This is a genomic window from Phocaeicola coprophilus DSM 18228 = JCM 13818 (assembly GCF_000157915.1).
Lineage (GTDB): Bacteria > Bacteroidota > Bacteroidia > Bacteroidales > Bacteroidaceae > Phocaeicola > Phocaeicola coprophilus.
Genome location: NZ_EQ973635.1, coordinates 243201 through 256768, shown reverse-complemented (window position 1 = coordinate 256768; position 13568 = coordinate 243201). Strand labels below are relative to the sequence as shown.

Here is a 13568-nt window from a genome sequence, read left to right as displayed (position 1 = left end):
AAGGCATACATGCGTGCCGGATAGCCTTCGTTCTTGTTGTCCATGGTTTCGATATGCTGGAAACCTATGTCTCCGCTGATTTCCAGCTTAGGCAGGATAGGGTAGTACACTCCGGCCCGGTAGAATCCGCTGAGTGAAATTTTCTTGTCCAGTCCCAGGTAATAGGCTCCGGCTCCCCAGACGGTATAGGTATACCGGTTCTTGAAGCGTACGGCAAGATTGAATTTATTGGCATTTCCGCCGGAGACGAGCATCTGTATCCGGGTGTCCGGGCGGATGTTGATGCAGCCAACCTGATGAGCCGCACTGTCTTTGCTTATATTGACCACTCCGACCTGCAGGCCTTTTCTGCCGGTCTGGCTGATGTTGGCGACTCCCAGCTGTAATCCTGCGTTTTCAACTCCGAAGTTGATCGTACTCAATTGCATTCCCTTGTTGCAGACACTCACGTTGCCGAGTGCGGCCAGCTGTAATCCGTTGTTCTGCTTGCCAGCCACATTCAGCAGGGAAGTCAGCTGGACGCCCGATGCCGATTCTCCGGCCACGTTCATCAGACCTCCGACAGCTACTCCTTTCTGGGATTCTCCGCTGATGTTGGCCAGACCGGCCAGTTGCAGACCGTTGGCCTTTTTCCCTCCCAGATTGATCAGTCCGCTGAATGACAAGCCGTTCATATCGGCTCCGGAAATGTTTCCGAGTGCGGAAACCTGCAAGCCCTTGAGGCTTTTTCCACTGACGTTCATCAGGCCGGACAAAGCTACTCCTTTCAGGTCTCTTCCTGCGACATTGGCCAGACCGGAAACCTGGAATCCGGATGCATTCAGGCCTGTTACGTTAGCCAGTCCGGATACTTGAAGTCCATATGAATTGTGGTGTACGATGCTCGAGATGGCATTGATTCCGACGCCATTGAGCTGGGCAAAGTTGCTGAACAACCCCAGATTGAAATACGTTCTGTGAGGTTCTTTTTTCTTGTTGGTGATGTTCAGTGAAACGTTAGGTCCTTTCTTCAGGCCTTTTCTTTGCTGGGCATTTAAAGAGATTGTTCCTGTCAGCAGGAATCCTGCCGACAGAAACAATGCGATCGCTTTCGAATATTGTGTCATTTTCTGTTCTTTATTTTTGGTAGAGGAAACGCTTGATACTCTTTTTAGGCGTCTTTTCAAATTCCTCCGGATAAATCTTAACTCGTGCAATCTGTGAATAAGCCGGAAGTTCGGCATTGAGAGCTGTCCGGTTCTCGTCCATTACACGTTCGATGTCTCCATCTGTCAGTCCCTGTTTATAGGCATCTTCAAAGTCCGGATAGATCAGGGCTGCCAGCTTATGGTCGCTTTCCTGGATGATGAGGCTTTCGGCAACATAAGGCATATTGTTCAGCTTGTCTTCGATTTCTTCCGGGTAAATGTTCTGACCGGAAGGTCCTAACAGCATGTTCTTGCTTCTTCCTTTGATGGTGATATTTCCTTCAGCATCCATGATACCCAGGTCTCCGGTGTGCAGCCATCCGTCTTCGTCGATGGCCTGCCGGGTAGCCTCCGGATTCTTGTAGTATCCTTGCATGACATTGTCTCCCCGCGTGAGAATTTCTCCGACTATGTTTGCCGGATCGGGGCTGTCTATCCGTACTTCCATGCGCGGAGCTGCTTTTCCGCAGGATCCCGGCTTGAAGTTATGCCAGTCTTCATAGCAGATGATCGGTCCGCACTCTGTCATACCGTATCCGACGGTATAAGGGAAGTCCAGACTTTTCAGCAGTTTTTCGACATCCTGATTGAACGCTGCTCCTCCGATGATGATTTCGTAGAAGTTGCCTCCAAAGGCCTGAATCATGTGTTCCCGTACGGCAGCCTTGATCTTGTCGTTGATGATTGGCACCTTCAGCAGGATCTTCATCTTGAGAGTTTCCAGCATGGGAAGCACTTTCTTTTTGATGATTTTTTCTATAATCAGCGGAACTGCAATGACGATATGAGGCTTGACTTCGGAAAATGCTTCGAATATGATCTTCGGGCTGGGCATTCGGGTGAGGAAGTACACATGGCATCCGCAGCATACTTCATACAGGAATTCAAAGGCCAGTCCGTACATGTGTGCCATGGGAAGCATGGAAACAATCCGGTCGCCGGGCTTGAGGCTCAGCACCTCGAATGCGAATTGTGTGTTCGACCACAATGCACGATAGGGAAGCATTACTCCCTTGGAGAAGCTGGTGGTTCCCGACGTGTAATTGATGACAGCCAGTTCGTCCGGCATATCCCGCCGGTAAGCAACGTGTTCCTTACGGAAATTGCGCGGGAACTTCTTTCCGAACAATTCATTCAGATGGTCGCGTGCATACTCCAGCTGTTTGCTCCGGCACACTTGCAGGGTGAAGTCGGTCATCAGGATAATACCTTCCAGCAAAGGCATTTCGGCTTCGTTCAGAGCTTCCCATACCACATCACCTACGAAGAGCAGACGTGCTTCGGAATGATTGACAATATTATGAACGTTGTCAGGCTTGAATTCATGCAGGATAGGCACGGCTACTGCACCATAAGTCAGGATGGCCAGAAAAGCTACGCCCCAATGGGAACTGTTTCTTCCGCATAAGGCAACCTTGTCTCCAGGCTTAATGCCGCTTTCGGCAAGCAAAATATGTAATTTCTCTATTTTGCGTGCGAGATCCTTGTATTGTAAGGTGGCGCCTTTGTAATCTGTCAGAGCATCCAGATCCCAGTTCTTTTTGATGCTTTCTTCGATGAAAGCTAAAAAACTTTGTTCCATAAATAAGCTTTTGAAATTGCACAAAAGTGAATGTATCTGTGCAAAGATACCTTTTTCCTGGGGTTCTGCAATATTTTTGGCGAAAAAATAGGTGTTGTCGTTGCCCTCTGTCTATAAATTGACACGGAATGCTTGCCTTTCAGGAAAGAAAGGAAACATTCCGTGTCATGGGGAAAACAGATTTGTTGTTATACCTTATTTCTTATTCGTGTGAACTGTAATACTTCATGAACTGAGTACGTTCAAACGGATTGACATCTCCGGTTGCACTGGCATTGAGCTTTCCTTTGAATTGTGAAATGGATTCGTATCCGTTCTCTTCCATCCAGACAGAAAGTTCCCGTTTCATGTTCTCGATTTCTTTATTGCCATATTGATAGATGACGCTGCATATCTGTACAGCCGTTGCTCCGGCCAGGATGGATTTAATCACTCCTTTTGCACAGTGAACTCCGCCTGATACTGCATAGTCTAATTGCGGAATCTGGCTGGAAGCAATGGCAGTCCAGCGTATTTTGTCGGCCAGTTCATTCGGAGTACTCATGACATTGCTGCTGGTGAATGTCTGGGTGTCGATATTGATGTCCGGCTGGTAGAAGCGGTTGAACAGGACAACTGCTGCCGCACCATTGGCATAAAGCTGGTTGATCAGCGCAATCGGATTGGTCAGATTGCTTCCAAGTTTCATGATAACCGGGATCTTAACCACCTTTTTAATGTGGCGTAAAATGTCAATATGCCGCTGTTCGAAGCTGCCGAAAGTATAATCTTTGCTGGTTTGCAGTGAGAGAATGTTTATTTCCAGTGCGTCGGCTCCGGCTTGTTCCATCATCACGGCAAAGTCTACCCATTCATTGTCGCTGTAGCAGTTGATGCTTGCGATGATGGGAATGGAACAGCTCTTTTTGGCTTCCTGAATAAGTGCTATGTGTTCATTGAGTGCATGCGAACGCACGTATGCTCCCAAGTAGTCGTCTGCTTCAGGTGAACCATAACCTTGCATGTTTCCGGCTTGCATGTTGATCTGTTCTTCAAATACAGACTTTAAAACGACTGCGCCTGCACCGGATTTTTCCAGTTCTTTGATTTTTGCCGCACTGTTTGTCAGTCCGGAACTGCTGATAATGATAGGGTTCTGTAATGTTAACCCTGCATAAGTGGTTGTTAATTGTGCCATATCGGTAGTATGATTTAATAGATTCTGTCTCCAAAAATTTTACTTCCTACGCGTACCAGGGTGCTTCCTGCTTCTATAGCCAGCGGATAGTCGTGCGACATACCCATGGATATTTCACAGAATTGTGCCTCGTTCGGGAAGTATGTTTGTTTGAGTTCCGTAAAGAAATCATGCAGCAGCTTGAATTCTTTGCGGATTTCATCACTGTCTTCTGTATTGGTTGCCATTCCCATTACCCCGTTGATGGAAATATTCTTCAGGTTTTTCCATGCACCTTCCTGAAGCATTTCGCGGCAGCTTTCGAAGGTAAATCCATATTTGCTTTCTTCCTGTGCGATGTGAATCTCAAGTAAACAGGGGATGATCCGGTTTACTTTGGAAGCCTGCTTGTTTATTTCTTCCAGCAGCTTGAAAGAGTCGACAGCATGAATCATGCTGATAAAGGGAGCAATGTATTTCACCTTGTTGGTTTGCAGATGACCGATGAAATGCCATTCGATGTCTTTAGGCAGTGTCTGGTATTTTTCAGTCAATTCCTGTACCTTGCTTTCTCCAAAGATGCGCTGTCCGGCCTGATAGGCAGCCTCAATGCATTCGTTTGGATGAAACTTTGATACGGCTACCAGTCTGACTCCAGAAGGCAGCTCTGTCAGAATCTCCTTTATGTTTGTCTGAATATCCATTTCTTTTTATCTTTTGTCAGCATCAGGGAATTCCGGTTTGACATTGGGTTCGGCTGAATACGGATAAACATCCATGATAGCCGTTTCGCTGACCGATGCGATGCTGTAGTCTGCCATTGTTCCCTTCATGCCTTCATCCAGTTTCTTTACTGCATCTCGTAAATCGGCAGCTTGTACTAACATGTTGGCTGCTGTTTTTTTCTCTGCTCCGCTTTTTTCATCGATGGTGATGAAATAAAGCTTGCATTTGAACCAGCGGTCGGCTGCATCTTCTTCGCAGGGAAACAATTCACTGTAGTTGGCACGTTTGATGTCTGAAACCGTAAATTCTCCTGTGATGAAGGGAGTTATTTCCTCGATAATTCGTGATTCTGCTTCTGTGAAGCTGAGAGCGTCTACCAGGTAGGGCTCGGTTACCTTCTTAGTCATGCCGTTTTCGGCAATTTTTTCATAACGTATTTTGCATTCAAACCAAGTGTGCATCATAATTCTTTTCTTAAATATTATTTCTTCATGCAAAGATAAAAGATCTGATTTGAAAATTGAAGTATAAGAATTGGAAAAATACGACAGGTACTGATTTATTCCCGAACCTTACATCTGTTTTGTTGCATGAATTCCTGTATAACTTCCGTATAATCTCCTTTTATCAGGATGTGGTGATTTCCTAACGGTGACTGAAGGAAGTAATTGACATCTTTCTGAAGTTTTATTTTCACCTGGGTGCGGCAGGCAGCCATCAGATTGGTGTTTTCCTTTAGATAGCCGGAAGATACAAAATATTCGTCCAGACATTCGCCTCCGCATTTGAAAAGAGTAATATCTCCCTCGTGAAGGAGGCCCTGGATAGCTATACCTGAATTGGACTCGAAATGATTGCGTATGATGAAGTCGTCTGTCATTTTGGTCGGGATGCAGCAATGGGACAGAAGGATCTCGTTCTGTCGGGAATTGACGAACGTCGGGTTGGCCATAAAGCCCGGCTGGCCGATCAGTTCCCGGATCATGAGCAGTGACATGATTGACTGCAGGTCACTTTCACATCCGGCCGGAATACCTTCATCATTGAGCAGGGACAGAGTCAGGCAGCCTGTAATACCCAGATCCTGAAGTATGGCAAAGCAGGCAAGGGTGATTGCGTCCAGATGCTCTTCCTCGCATACTTTCTTGACGGCTTTGTACAGCCGCATGGCTTTCAGCAGATCTTCAGGCGTTGCATCCTGACATGCTTTGGCGCGATTGGCGAAAACAGATGCTTCTACACCTACTTCATCATCTGTGATATGCTGGTAATGATTGTAAACATTGTCCAGCGGAATGTCCAGATAAGTGACTCCCCATCGTTTGCTGGCCAGCAGGTAATTGACGTGACTGGATACCAGCCAGGAAGAAGGAGTACCGATGACGCCGATACGTTTTCCTTTCAAGGACCGTCTGGCTGCAAAGGCCTGATGGTGCAGCAGCACCTGCTTGACCATTTCAGGAACCGGCCCGTGAATAATCCTTACTTTCATGTCTTTGGACTGTACCCAGGCTGCTATCTCAAGGGCTGCGGCGAGTGAGTTGTTTAATCCGTCGGCCAGTAATGTAATGGGATATGGGAAAATGCTGAAGTTGCTTACCACTTTGGCTTCCACACCTCCGCTGGAGATGAAAGCCATTTTGTATTCATGGCTGGGGATACTGTCAGCATCCTGATAGTTGACTAAATAAAGCGTAAAGTATTTTTCAAGTTCGACAAAAAGTTCTTTATGATTTTCATAGACTTGTTCTTTTTTGTTGATTTCGGACGAAAATACAATGAGGTATAAGTTCATGGTTCTTGTTTTTATTAATCCAGAACAAACTTAATTCTTTTTTTTGAATAAGCCTAGAAAATGAATTCTTGATAACAAACATTGACAAATGGTAAGACTCTTGATAGCTAACCATGTGCCTAAATGAATTCAAGGTTAAAAATAGATCTTGATTCAAAACAATTGTTTATATTTGCATCTCTAACTTATTTTAAAATTATAAATTATGCCACAAATATCCATCAGAGGTAATGAAATGCCTGAGTCGCCGATTCGAAAATTGGCGCCTTTAGCTGAGGCAGCCAAAGAGAGAGGGATTCATGTTTATCATTTGAATATAGGTCAGCCGGACCTGCCAACTCCCCGGGCAGCCCTCGATGCGATTCGCAATATAGATCGGACTGTTTTGGAATATAGTCCCAGTCAGGGATACCGGAGTTATAGAGAAAAATTGGTCGGATATTACCGGAAATATGATATTAATCTGACAGCAGATGATATTATTATTACGACAGGAGGCTCTGAAGCTGTCTTGTTTGCGTTTATGAGCTGTCTGAATCCTGGAGATGAAATCATTGTTCCGGAACCTGCTTATGCCAACTATATGGCCTTTGCCATTTCTGCCGGAGCCGTGATACGTACGGTGACTACCACGATTGAAGAGGGTTTCTCATTGCCCAAAGTGGAAAAGTTTGAAGAACTGATCAATGAACGGACCAAGGGTATATTGATCTGTAATCCCAATAATCCGACAGGTTATTTGTATACACGCCGTGAAATGAATCAGATTCGGGATTTGGTGAAGAAGTATGATCTGTTCCTCTTCTCGGATGAAGTTTATCGTGAATTTATTTATACAGGTTCACCTTATATCTCAGCTTGTCATTTGGAAGGTATCGAACAGAATGTCGTACTGATTGATTCTGTATCCAAGCGGTATTCAGAATGTGGTATTCGTATCGGTGCGCTGATCACAAAGAATCCGGAAGTCCGCAAGGCTGTCATGAAGTTTTGCCAGGCCCGTCTGAGTCCTCCTTTAATTGGTCAGATTGCTGCTGAGGCTTCTTTGGATGAACCTGAAGAATACGCCCGGGAAACTTACGATGAATATGTGGAACGCCGTAAGTGTCTGATTGATGGACTTAATCGGATACCGGGAGTCTATTCTCCTATACCGATGGGAGCTTTCTATACAGTAGCCAAGCTGCCGGTTGATGATTGTGAGAAATTCTGTGCATGGTGTCTGACGGACTTTAATTATGAAGGTGAAACGGTGATGATGGCTCCTGCCAGTGGATTTTATACAACTCCGGGAGGAGGCAGAAATGAAGTTCGTGTAGCGTATGTCTTAAAGAAAGAGGATTTGATTCGAGCCTTGTTTATTTTGCGGAAAGCACTTGAAGCCTATCCTGGAAGAGTGGATGAATAATGGCAAACTGGAAATTATTCATAGCCCGGCGAATTTATCGGAGTAATGACGGGAAGAAAGAAGTGTCTAAGCCTGCTATGCGTATTGCCATAAGTGGCATTGCCGTGGGGCTGGCTGTAATGATTGTTTCTGTTTCTGTTGTTTTGGGCTTCAAGCATCAGGTACGTGATAAAGTTGTGGGTCTGGGCTCAGATATTATTTTGTCGGGTATTGAAGGAACCCAGCTTTATCAGATGTCTCCAGTGGTATGTGGTGACAGCTTGATGCATGTTCTGAAGGACGTTCCGCTGGTAAGTCATGTGCAACGTTATTCCACCAAACCGGGAATGATCATGACTTCCGATAATTTTCAGGGAATGGTATTGAAAGGGATTGCCGGAGAATATGATGTTTCTTTCCTGCAGGAACATTTGCAGGAAGGGGAGATACCTTCATTCTCAGACTCGGTTGCCAGCAATCAGGCGCTTGTTTCACGTACCATAGCAGATAAATTGTCCCTTAAAGTGGGGGATAAATTGTTTACTTACTATGTAGAAGGGAATGTCCGGGCACGCCGGTTGGAAGTGGCTGGTATTTATTGTACCAACTTGTCTGCTTATGATGATTTCTTTCTCATTACAGATTTGTATACGGTAAACCGTTTGAATAACTGGGAGCCGGAACAAGTGGGAGGAGTGGAAATTGAAGTCTCTGACTATAGCCGGTTGAATGAAGTGAATGAGTCCGTTCTTGCTTTGTTGGGAAATCATAAGGATCGTTATGGGCAGGGATATTTTTCCCGTACGGTGGAAGAAGCTTATCCTCAGATTTTTGATTGGCTGGGATTGCTGGACACGAATGTCTGGGTGATTCTGATTTTGATGACCGGAGTAGCTGGTTTTACCATGATATCGGGATTGCTCATTATCATATTGGAACGTACAAACATGATTGGAGTATTGAAGGCCATGGGAGCAAGCAATGTGTCCATCAGAGAAATTTTCCTTTCTTTTTCCGTCTTTCTTATCGGAAGAGGGATGTTATGGGGGAATGTCATAGGAGTCTCTGTTTGTCTTGTTCAATATTTCTTACAGCCGTTTAAACTGGATCCTGCCGACTATTATATTAGTGCGGTACCGATAGAATTGAACCTGGGCATTTATTTGTTGCTGAATGTGTGTACGTTGCTTGTTTCGCTGTTAATGCTGGTTGGTCCTTCTTGTCTGATCAGTCGTATTCATCCGGCTAAATCAATAAGATTTGAATAATAAAGATTAAAAAGAGAAACGGCATGAGGAAAGATCGAAATATTTTCTCATGCCGTTTCTCTTTTTGATAGAATATTTATGGAAAAAAGGTTTTATCCGATTTTGCTTATTTTCTTGAGCTTGTCTTCTTCTATAAGTTTGATTTTTCGACCGTCGATGATAATCAGTTTCTCAGCAGCAAAATTTGATAATGTACGGATAGCATTTGAGGTTGTCATGTTGGAAAGATTTGCCAGATCCTCACGTGAGAGATAGATGCTTAGTGTACACTGATCTTCTTCAACTCCGTATGTATCTTTCAGGAACAGAAGGGATTCTGCCAGTCTTCCTCGAATGTGCTTCTGTGTAAGGCTTACTGTTCTTTCATCAGAAATACCCAGGTCGATGGATAGCTGGCGGATGAAGAACATTGCCAGTTCGGCATTTTCCTGAATCAGGCTGATGATTGTCGGCATAGGAATCAGGCAGATTGTGCATGGCTCAAAGGCAGCCGCTGCCGTGACATAATCTTCTTCAGCAAAGTAAGCCCGGTATGCGAAGTACTCATGCCTTTTGATGACTCGTATGATCTGGCTTCGGCCACCTACTCCGTCCTTATAGATTTTTACTTTACCGGTGAGCAAGCACATCAAGTGTGTAGGAGTTTCCCCTTCACAATAGATGGTCTCATTCTTCTTGTATTTTTGTATAGTAAAATTTTGAGCAAGGAGTATGCGTTGCTCTTCTGTTAAAGGTTGCCACAAGTCAGGTATACTTTCGGCAATTTCGGCTTCTGATAATTCCTTTTTTACCATAAGTGTTACAAAATCGTGTTATTAAGCACAAAAATAGGAATAAAAAATGAAATTCGACTTTTTAATGAGTAAAAAAATCAGATTAAATAGTGTTTTATTATATATTTGTCTTGAAATATGGAAAAACTGTACAGGTCATATTATATATATAAGGTACTAATAGGAATTGCATTATTTTTGTGCTCATTGGCAGGAGAAGCCCAGAATTTATTTCCCAATTTTCCTCGCAAGAGTGCTGTTGCTGATTCTATATTGGAATGTATTTTTAATTCTGCTTCTCTGCACTCCAATGAAGTGAAAGAGTACAAGGCAGACCTGTATCTGAAAGGAAGGCTTCAGGTTCATAAGCAAAACCGTATAATCCGCTATCTTCCTTCTATGTTCCGTTTTGAGAAGGGAATAAATTCTTACTTACACGAGTCGGTTAGTGAATTACATTATACGGCTCCGGCTTTATATGATCGTAAGGTGCGTGCTATTTCAACAACCTTTCCCAGTTCCAGAGGGCAGGTATTTGACGTTCTTGATTATATGAAGTTTAATATATACTCATCGTCATTAATGGGGAATAAGGTTCTTTCTCCTTTGAATAAAAAAGCAAAAGTACATTACCGTTATATATTGGATTCTATCTCACATACTTCGGAAGGAGATCTGTATGTCATTCAGATAATACCACGTTATCGAAGCACGCAATTGCTGGAAGGTAGACTGGAGATCCTGGCAGGTGAGTGGACTATCCGGCATATTGATGTAAAAGGGCATTATGATCTGATTCAGTATAATATGTCATTAAGTATGGGAAATACGGAGGCAACTCGTTATTTGCCGCAAGAAATAGAACTGGACTTGAATTTTAAATTTCTTGGTAATCATTTGGAGATGAAGTATACCGGATGGATGCAATATAATGAAATAACGTTTTGCGGACCGGAAGAACCTTCCCTGAAGCGATTGGTGCGTAAGAATTATAACCTGTCCAATTCGTACACTTTGTCGTGTGATACCAGCCGCCTGGTGACAGACCGTGATTCTTTTGATTTGATTCGTCCCAAACCTCTTCTGCCTGTTGAGGATTCACTTTATCGGGCAATGGAGGAACGGAATCAGCGCCGTATTGCAGCTGATACGGTAAAGAAAGAACCTACAAAGTTGCAGAAGAATCTGGTGTATCTGGGGCAGATTGGAGATGCGCTGATCAGCAGCTATGATATCGATATGTCAAAAGTGGGCAGTATCAATTGTTCTCCATTGATAAATCCTTTATTGATCAGTTATAGTCATCGCAATGGTATTTCTTATCGGCAGGTATTTAAATATAACAAACTGTTTCATGATGGCCGTTTGCTCCGTATTGCTCCTCAGGTCGGATATAACTTTACGAAGAAAGAACTTTATGCCAAAGTGGATATGGAGTATTTGTACAATCCTCGGAAGCATGCCGGTTTTGAAGTCCATGCGGGTAACGGTAACAGAATTTACAGTAGTGTCGTTCTTGATCAGTTGAAGCAGTTGCCGGACAGTACGTTTAGTTTTGATGGGCTGGAGCTTGATTATTTTAAGGATATCTATTTGAACGTATCTCATAATATTGAAATAGTAAATGGTTTGCGGCTCTGGACGGGGGTGTCCATGCACCGCCGTTATACTAAAAGCTCTCCGGAAGTTGAACAGCGGGTACGCTCACATTATAACAGTTTTGCTCCTCGCATCCGGATTGAGTGGACTCCAGGCATGTATTATTACATGAATGGTCCCCGTAAGGTAAATGTCGGTTCCCGTTATCCTACGTTTATGGTGGATTATGAGCGGGGCATCCGCATAATGAATAATTTTGGTGAATATGAGCGAATCGAAGCTTCAGCCGAACAAATGATCCGCTTACAGGGAGTACGTTCAATTGCCTATCATATAGGGATGGGATGCTTTACGAATCAGAAGGATTTGTATTTTGTGGATTATGTGGATTTTGCCAACCGGAATCTTCCACAGGGATGGAACGATGATATAGGTGGAACCTTCCAGTCACTGGACGGCCGCTGGTATAATGCTTCAAGTCATTATGTAAGAGGTAATATGACTTATGAAGCTCCGTTCATTCTCCTTTATCCGGTAAGTCGTTTGCTGTCGTTTATCCAGAAGGAGCGTATTTACGGAGGTATATTGTTTATGCCACACTTGAATCCTTATATTGAATTGGGTTATGGCTTTGCAACCCATATTTTTGATGCAGGAATCTTCATTGGCAGTGAAAAAGGAAAATTTACTTCTGTGGGCTGTAAGTTTACTTTCGAATTATTTAATAAGTAGGGGTAGTCAGTCTTTTTACCCGACAAACAAAGCCCTTTTCCAGTGGAGGCTATTTCTGGAAAAGGGCTTTGTTTGACTGGAAAATATCCGATGAAAGTTATTTGCGCAGGAAATCACTCTTGGCCCGCATGAAGTAAAGCAGCTTGAGTTGTAAGCTTAAGAGCGGGCGGAAAAGATCGAATACGGGGAATACGCAGCACAATTTTTCTTGCATATCCTTGGCCGTATTCCTGAAAACGATCATCTGAATGATGAATCGGATAAGACCTAAAAGGAAGAATACACCAGTTGCTATCCATTGAAAAGAGATGATGGATAAGATCAGGCCTGCCAGTGTGATCAGATGAAACAAGGCACAAGTCCAGGTTTCGAAAGCGTTGCTGAATCTTGCCCATCCGTGGTAAAGATGTCCGGTTACATGTTCTCCGATCTTTTCTTCAAACCAGATCCGCTTGTAAGGAGGTATAGGCATGCGCACGATGCTGTCCGGATGAACAGCTACTTGTGTATTATAGGAGTTGGCTACGGAATTGATGAACAGGTCATCTTCACCCCGCTGTAAGACAAGCTGGTCTGAGAATCCTTTGTGGTTTTCATAAATCCGTTTCCGATAAGCCAGATTGCGTCCGATACCCATGTAGGGCTTTCCTGCCAGAGCCATCCCCAGATACCGCATGGAGTGGAATAAAGTGTCTGCGATCAGACGCCGTGCAAAACATCCTTTGGCGGGGAAGTAGTTGCTGTAGCCCAGCACAATGTCCGTTTCGGGGGTGAAATGAGAAGCCAGACTGCGTAGCCAGTTGGGGCTGACAGGCCGGCAATAGGGTTCTGTTACTACAATCCATTCGTAGCGGCTGGCTTTGATACCCATGGCGATGCCTAACTTTTTCCGGCTGATATAACGCGCTGTCTGAGGTATGAAAGTGCGGTAGAGGTGATGATATTTTCCCTCCATCCGTTTCAGTATGTTTTCGTCTTCGCCGGCAGACTGGTCATTGACGACGATAACTTCAAACTGAGGATAATCCTGTTCCAGTATGGCCGACAAGTTTTCTTCCAGAACTTTTCCGGTATCTTTCGTTACGATAATGACCGAAAGAGGGGGAAGGGGAGTATTGCTGTCTGCCGGAGAGCCGGAAAGTTTCTTGCAGGCCTGATGTATGCGGTTGTAAATACCAAGCACAAATGCCAGCTGTATGAGAAACAGCGTACAGCAGGCAATGATTAGTGTCAATAAGACTGGTGAAAGAGGTACTACTGTCATATTGTTCCGTTTTTGATTGTATTACGCCGAGATGTGTTATCTAAAGAATGTGCGTGAAACGGAGAAGCACACAGACTGCTCTTCCAGAATTTGCGGATT

General features: G+C 44.1%; 11 protein-coding genes. 3 read left to right on the top strand and 8 right to left on the bottom strand.

Features of this window, described 5'->3' with window-relative positions; translation table 11 throughout:
• The 6 genes from BACCOPRO_RS05670 to BACCOPRO_RS05645 all read right to left on the bottom strand — a co-directional run.
• A partial coding sequence (locus BACCOPRO_RS05670; RefSeq protein WP_008141753.1) for an LA_2272 family surface repeat-containing protein occupies positions 1–1106 on the bottom strand: 1106 nt, incomplete at its 3' end.
• Between the two features lie 10 nt (positions 1107–1116).
• Entirely contained in the window at positions 1117–2769 is a 1653-nt protein-coding gene (locus BACCOPRO_RS05665; RefSeq protein WP_008141751.1) for an AMP-binding protein, read from the bottom strand.
• Positions 2770–2971: 202 nt separating this feature from the next.
• Positions 2972–3946, bottom strand: coding sequence for a dihydroorotate dehydrogenase-like protein (locus tag BACCOPRO_RS05660; RefSeq protein ID WP_008141748.1), 975 nt, complete (start codon positions 3944–3946; stop codon positions 2972–2974).
• A 14-nt stretch (positions 3947–3960) separates the two neighbouring features.
• Positions 3961–4629: a YggS family pyridoxal phosphate-dependent enzyme gene (locus BACCOPRO_RS05655; protein ID WP_008141747.1), complete on the bottom strand. Its 669-nt coding sequence runs from the start codon at positions 4627–4629 to the stop codon at positions 3961–3963.
• A 6-nt stretch (positions 4630–4635) separates the two neighbouring features.
• Entirely contained in the window at positions 4636–5118 is a 483-nt protein-coding gene (locus BACCOPRO_RS05650) for a DUF4494 domain-containing protein (protein WP_155819104.1), read from the bottom strand.
• Positions 5119–5210: 92 nt separating this feature from the next.
• Entirely contained in the window at positions 5211–6446 is a 1236-nt protein-coding gene (locus tag BACCOPRO_RS05645) for a hypothetical protein (protein ID WP_008141744.1), read from the bottom strand.
• A 205-nt stretch (positions 6447–6651) separates the two neighbouring features.
• Between BACCOPRO_RS05645 and BACCOPRO_RS05640 the strand changes: the two genes are divergently transcribed.
• On the top strand, positions 6652–7854 hold the full coding sequence (locus BACCOPRO_RS05640) for a pyridoxal phosphate-dependent aminotransferase (protein ID WP_008141743.1): 1203 nt from the start codon (positions 6652–6654) through the stop codon (positions 7852–7854).
• Positions 7854–9101, top strand: a complete 1248-nt coding sequence (locus BACCOPRO_RS05635; RefSeq protein ID WP_008141742.1) for an ABC transporter permease — start codon at positions 7854–7856, stop codon at positions 9099–9101. Before BACCOPRO_RS05640 ends, BACCOPRO_RS05635 begins: the two co-directional genes overlap by 1 nt.
• 92 nt (positions 9102–9193) lie before the next feature.
• Here BACCOPRO_RS05635 and BACCOPRO_RS05630 read toward each other — a convergent pair whose 3' ends face one another.
• Positions 9194–9895, bottom strand: coding sequence for a Crp/Fnr family transcriptional regulator (locus BACCOPRO_RS05630; protein WP_008141741.1), 702 nt, complete (start codon positions 9893–9895; stop codon positions 9194–9196).
• Between the two features lie 117 nt (positions 9896–10012).
• Here BACCOPRO_RS05630 and BACCOPRO_RS05625 point away from each other — a divergent pair, with 117 nt between their 5' ends.
• Positions 10013–12205, top strand: a complete 2193-nt coding sequence (locus BACCOPRO_RS05625) for a DUF5686 family protein (protein WP_008141740.1) — start codon at positions 10013–10015, stop codon at positions 12203–12205.
• A gap of 97 nt (positions 12206–12302) precedes the next feature.
• On the opposite strand, the gene BACCOPRO_RS05620 is transcribed toward BACCOPRO_RS05625, so the two are convergent.
• Positions 12303–13469, bottom strand: coding sequence for a glycosyltransferase (locus tag BACCOPRO_RS05620; protein WP_008141739.1), 1167 nt, complete (start codon positions 13467–13469; stop codon positions 12303–12305).
• Positions 13470–13568: the final 99 nt, after the last annotated feature.

Excerpts from the sequence above, each read along its gene's own strand:
- BACCOPRO_RS05625 (WP_008141740.1), top strand. The coding sequence starts at position 10,013 with ATGGAAAAACTGTACAGGTCATATTATATATATAAGGTACTAATAGGA.
- BACCOPRO_RS05660 (WP_008141748.1), bottom strand. The coding sequence starts at position 3,946 with ATGGCACAATTAACAACCACTTATGCAGGGTTAACATTACAGAACCCT.
- BACCOPRO_RS05635 (WP_008141742.1), top strand. The coding sequence starts at position 7,854 with ATGGCAAACTGGAAATTATTCATAGCCCGGCGAATTTATCGGAGTAAT.
- BACCOPRO_RS05655 (WP_008141747.1), bottom strand. The coding sequence starts at position 4,629 with ATGGATATTCAGACAAACATAAAGGAGATTCTGACAGAGCTGCCTTCT.
- BACCOPRO_RS05665 (WP_008141751.1), bottom strand. The coding sequence starts at position 2,769 with ATGGAACAAAGTTTTTTAGCTTTCATCGAAGAAAGCATCAAAAAGAAC.
- BACCOPRO_RS05620 (WP_008141739.1), bottom strand. The coding sequence starts at position 13,469 with ATGACAGTAGTACCTCTTTCACCAGTCTTATTGACACTAATCATTGCC.
- BACCOPRO_RS05640 (WP_008141743.1), top strand. The coding sequence starts at position 6,652 with ATGCCACAAATATCCATCAGAGGTAATGAAATGCCTGAGTCGCCGATT.
- BACCOPRO_RS05645 (WP_008141744.1), bottom strand. The coding sequence starts at position 6,446 with ATGAACTTATACCTCATTGTATTTTCGTCCGAAATCAACAAAAAAGAA.
- BACCOPRO_RS05630 (WP_008141741.1), bottom strand. The coding sequence starts at position 9,895 with ATGGTAAAAAAGGAATTATCAGAAGCCGAAATTGCCGAAAGTATACCT.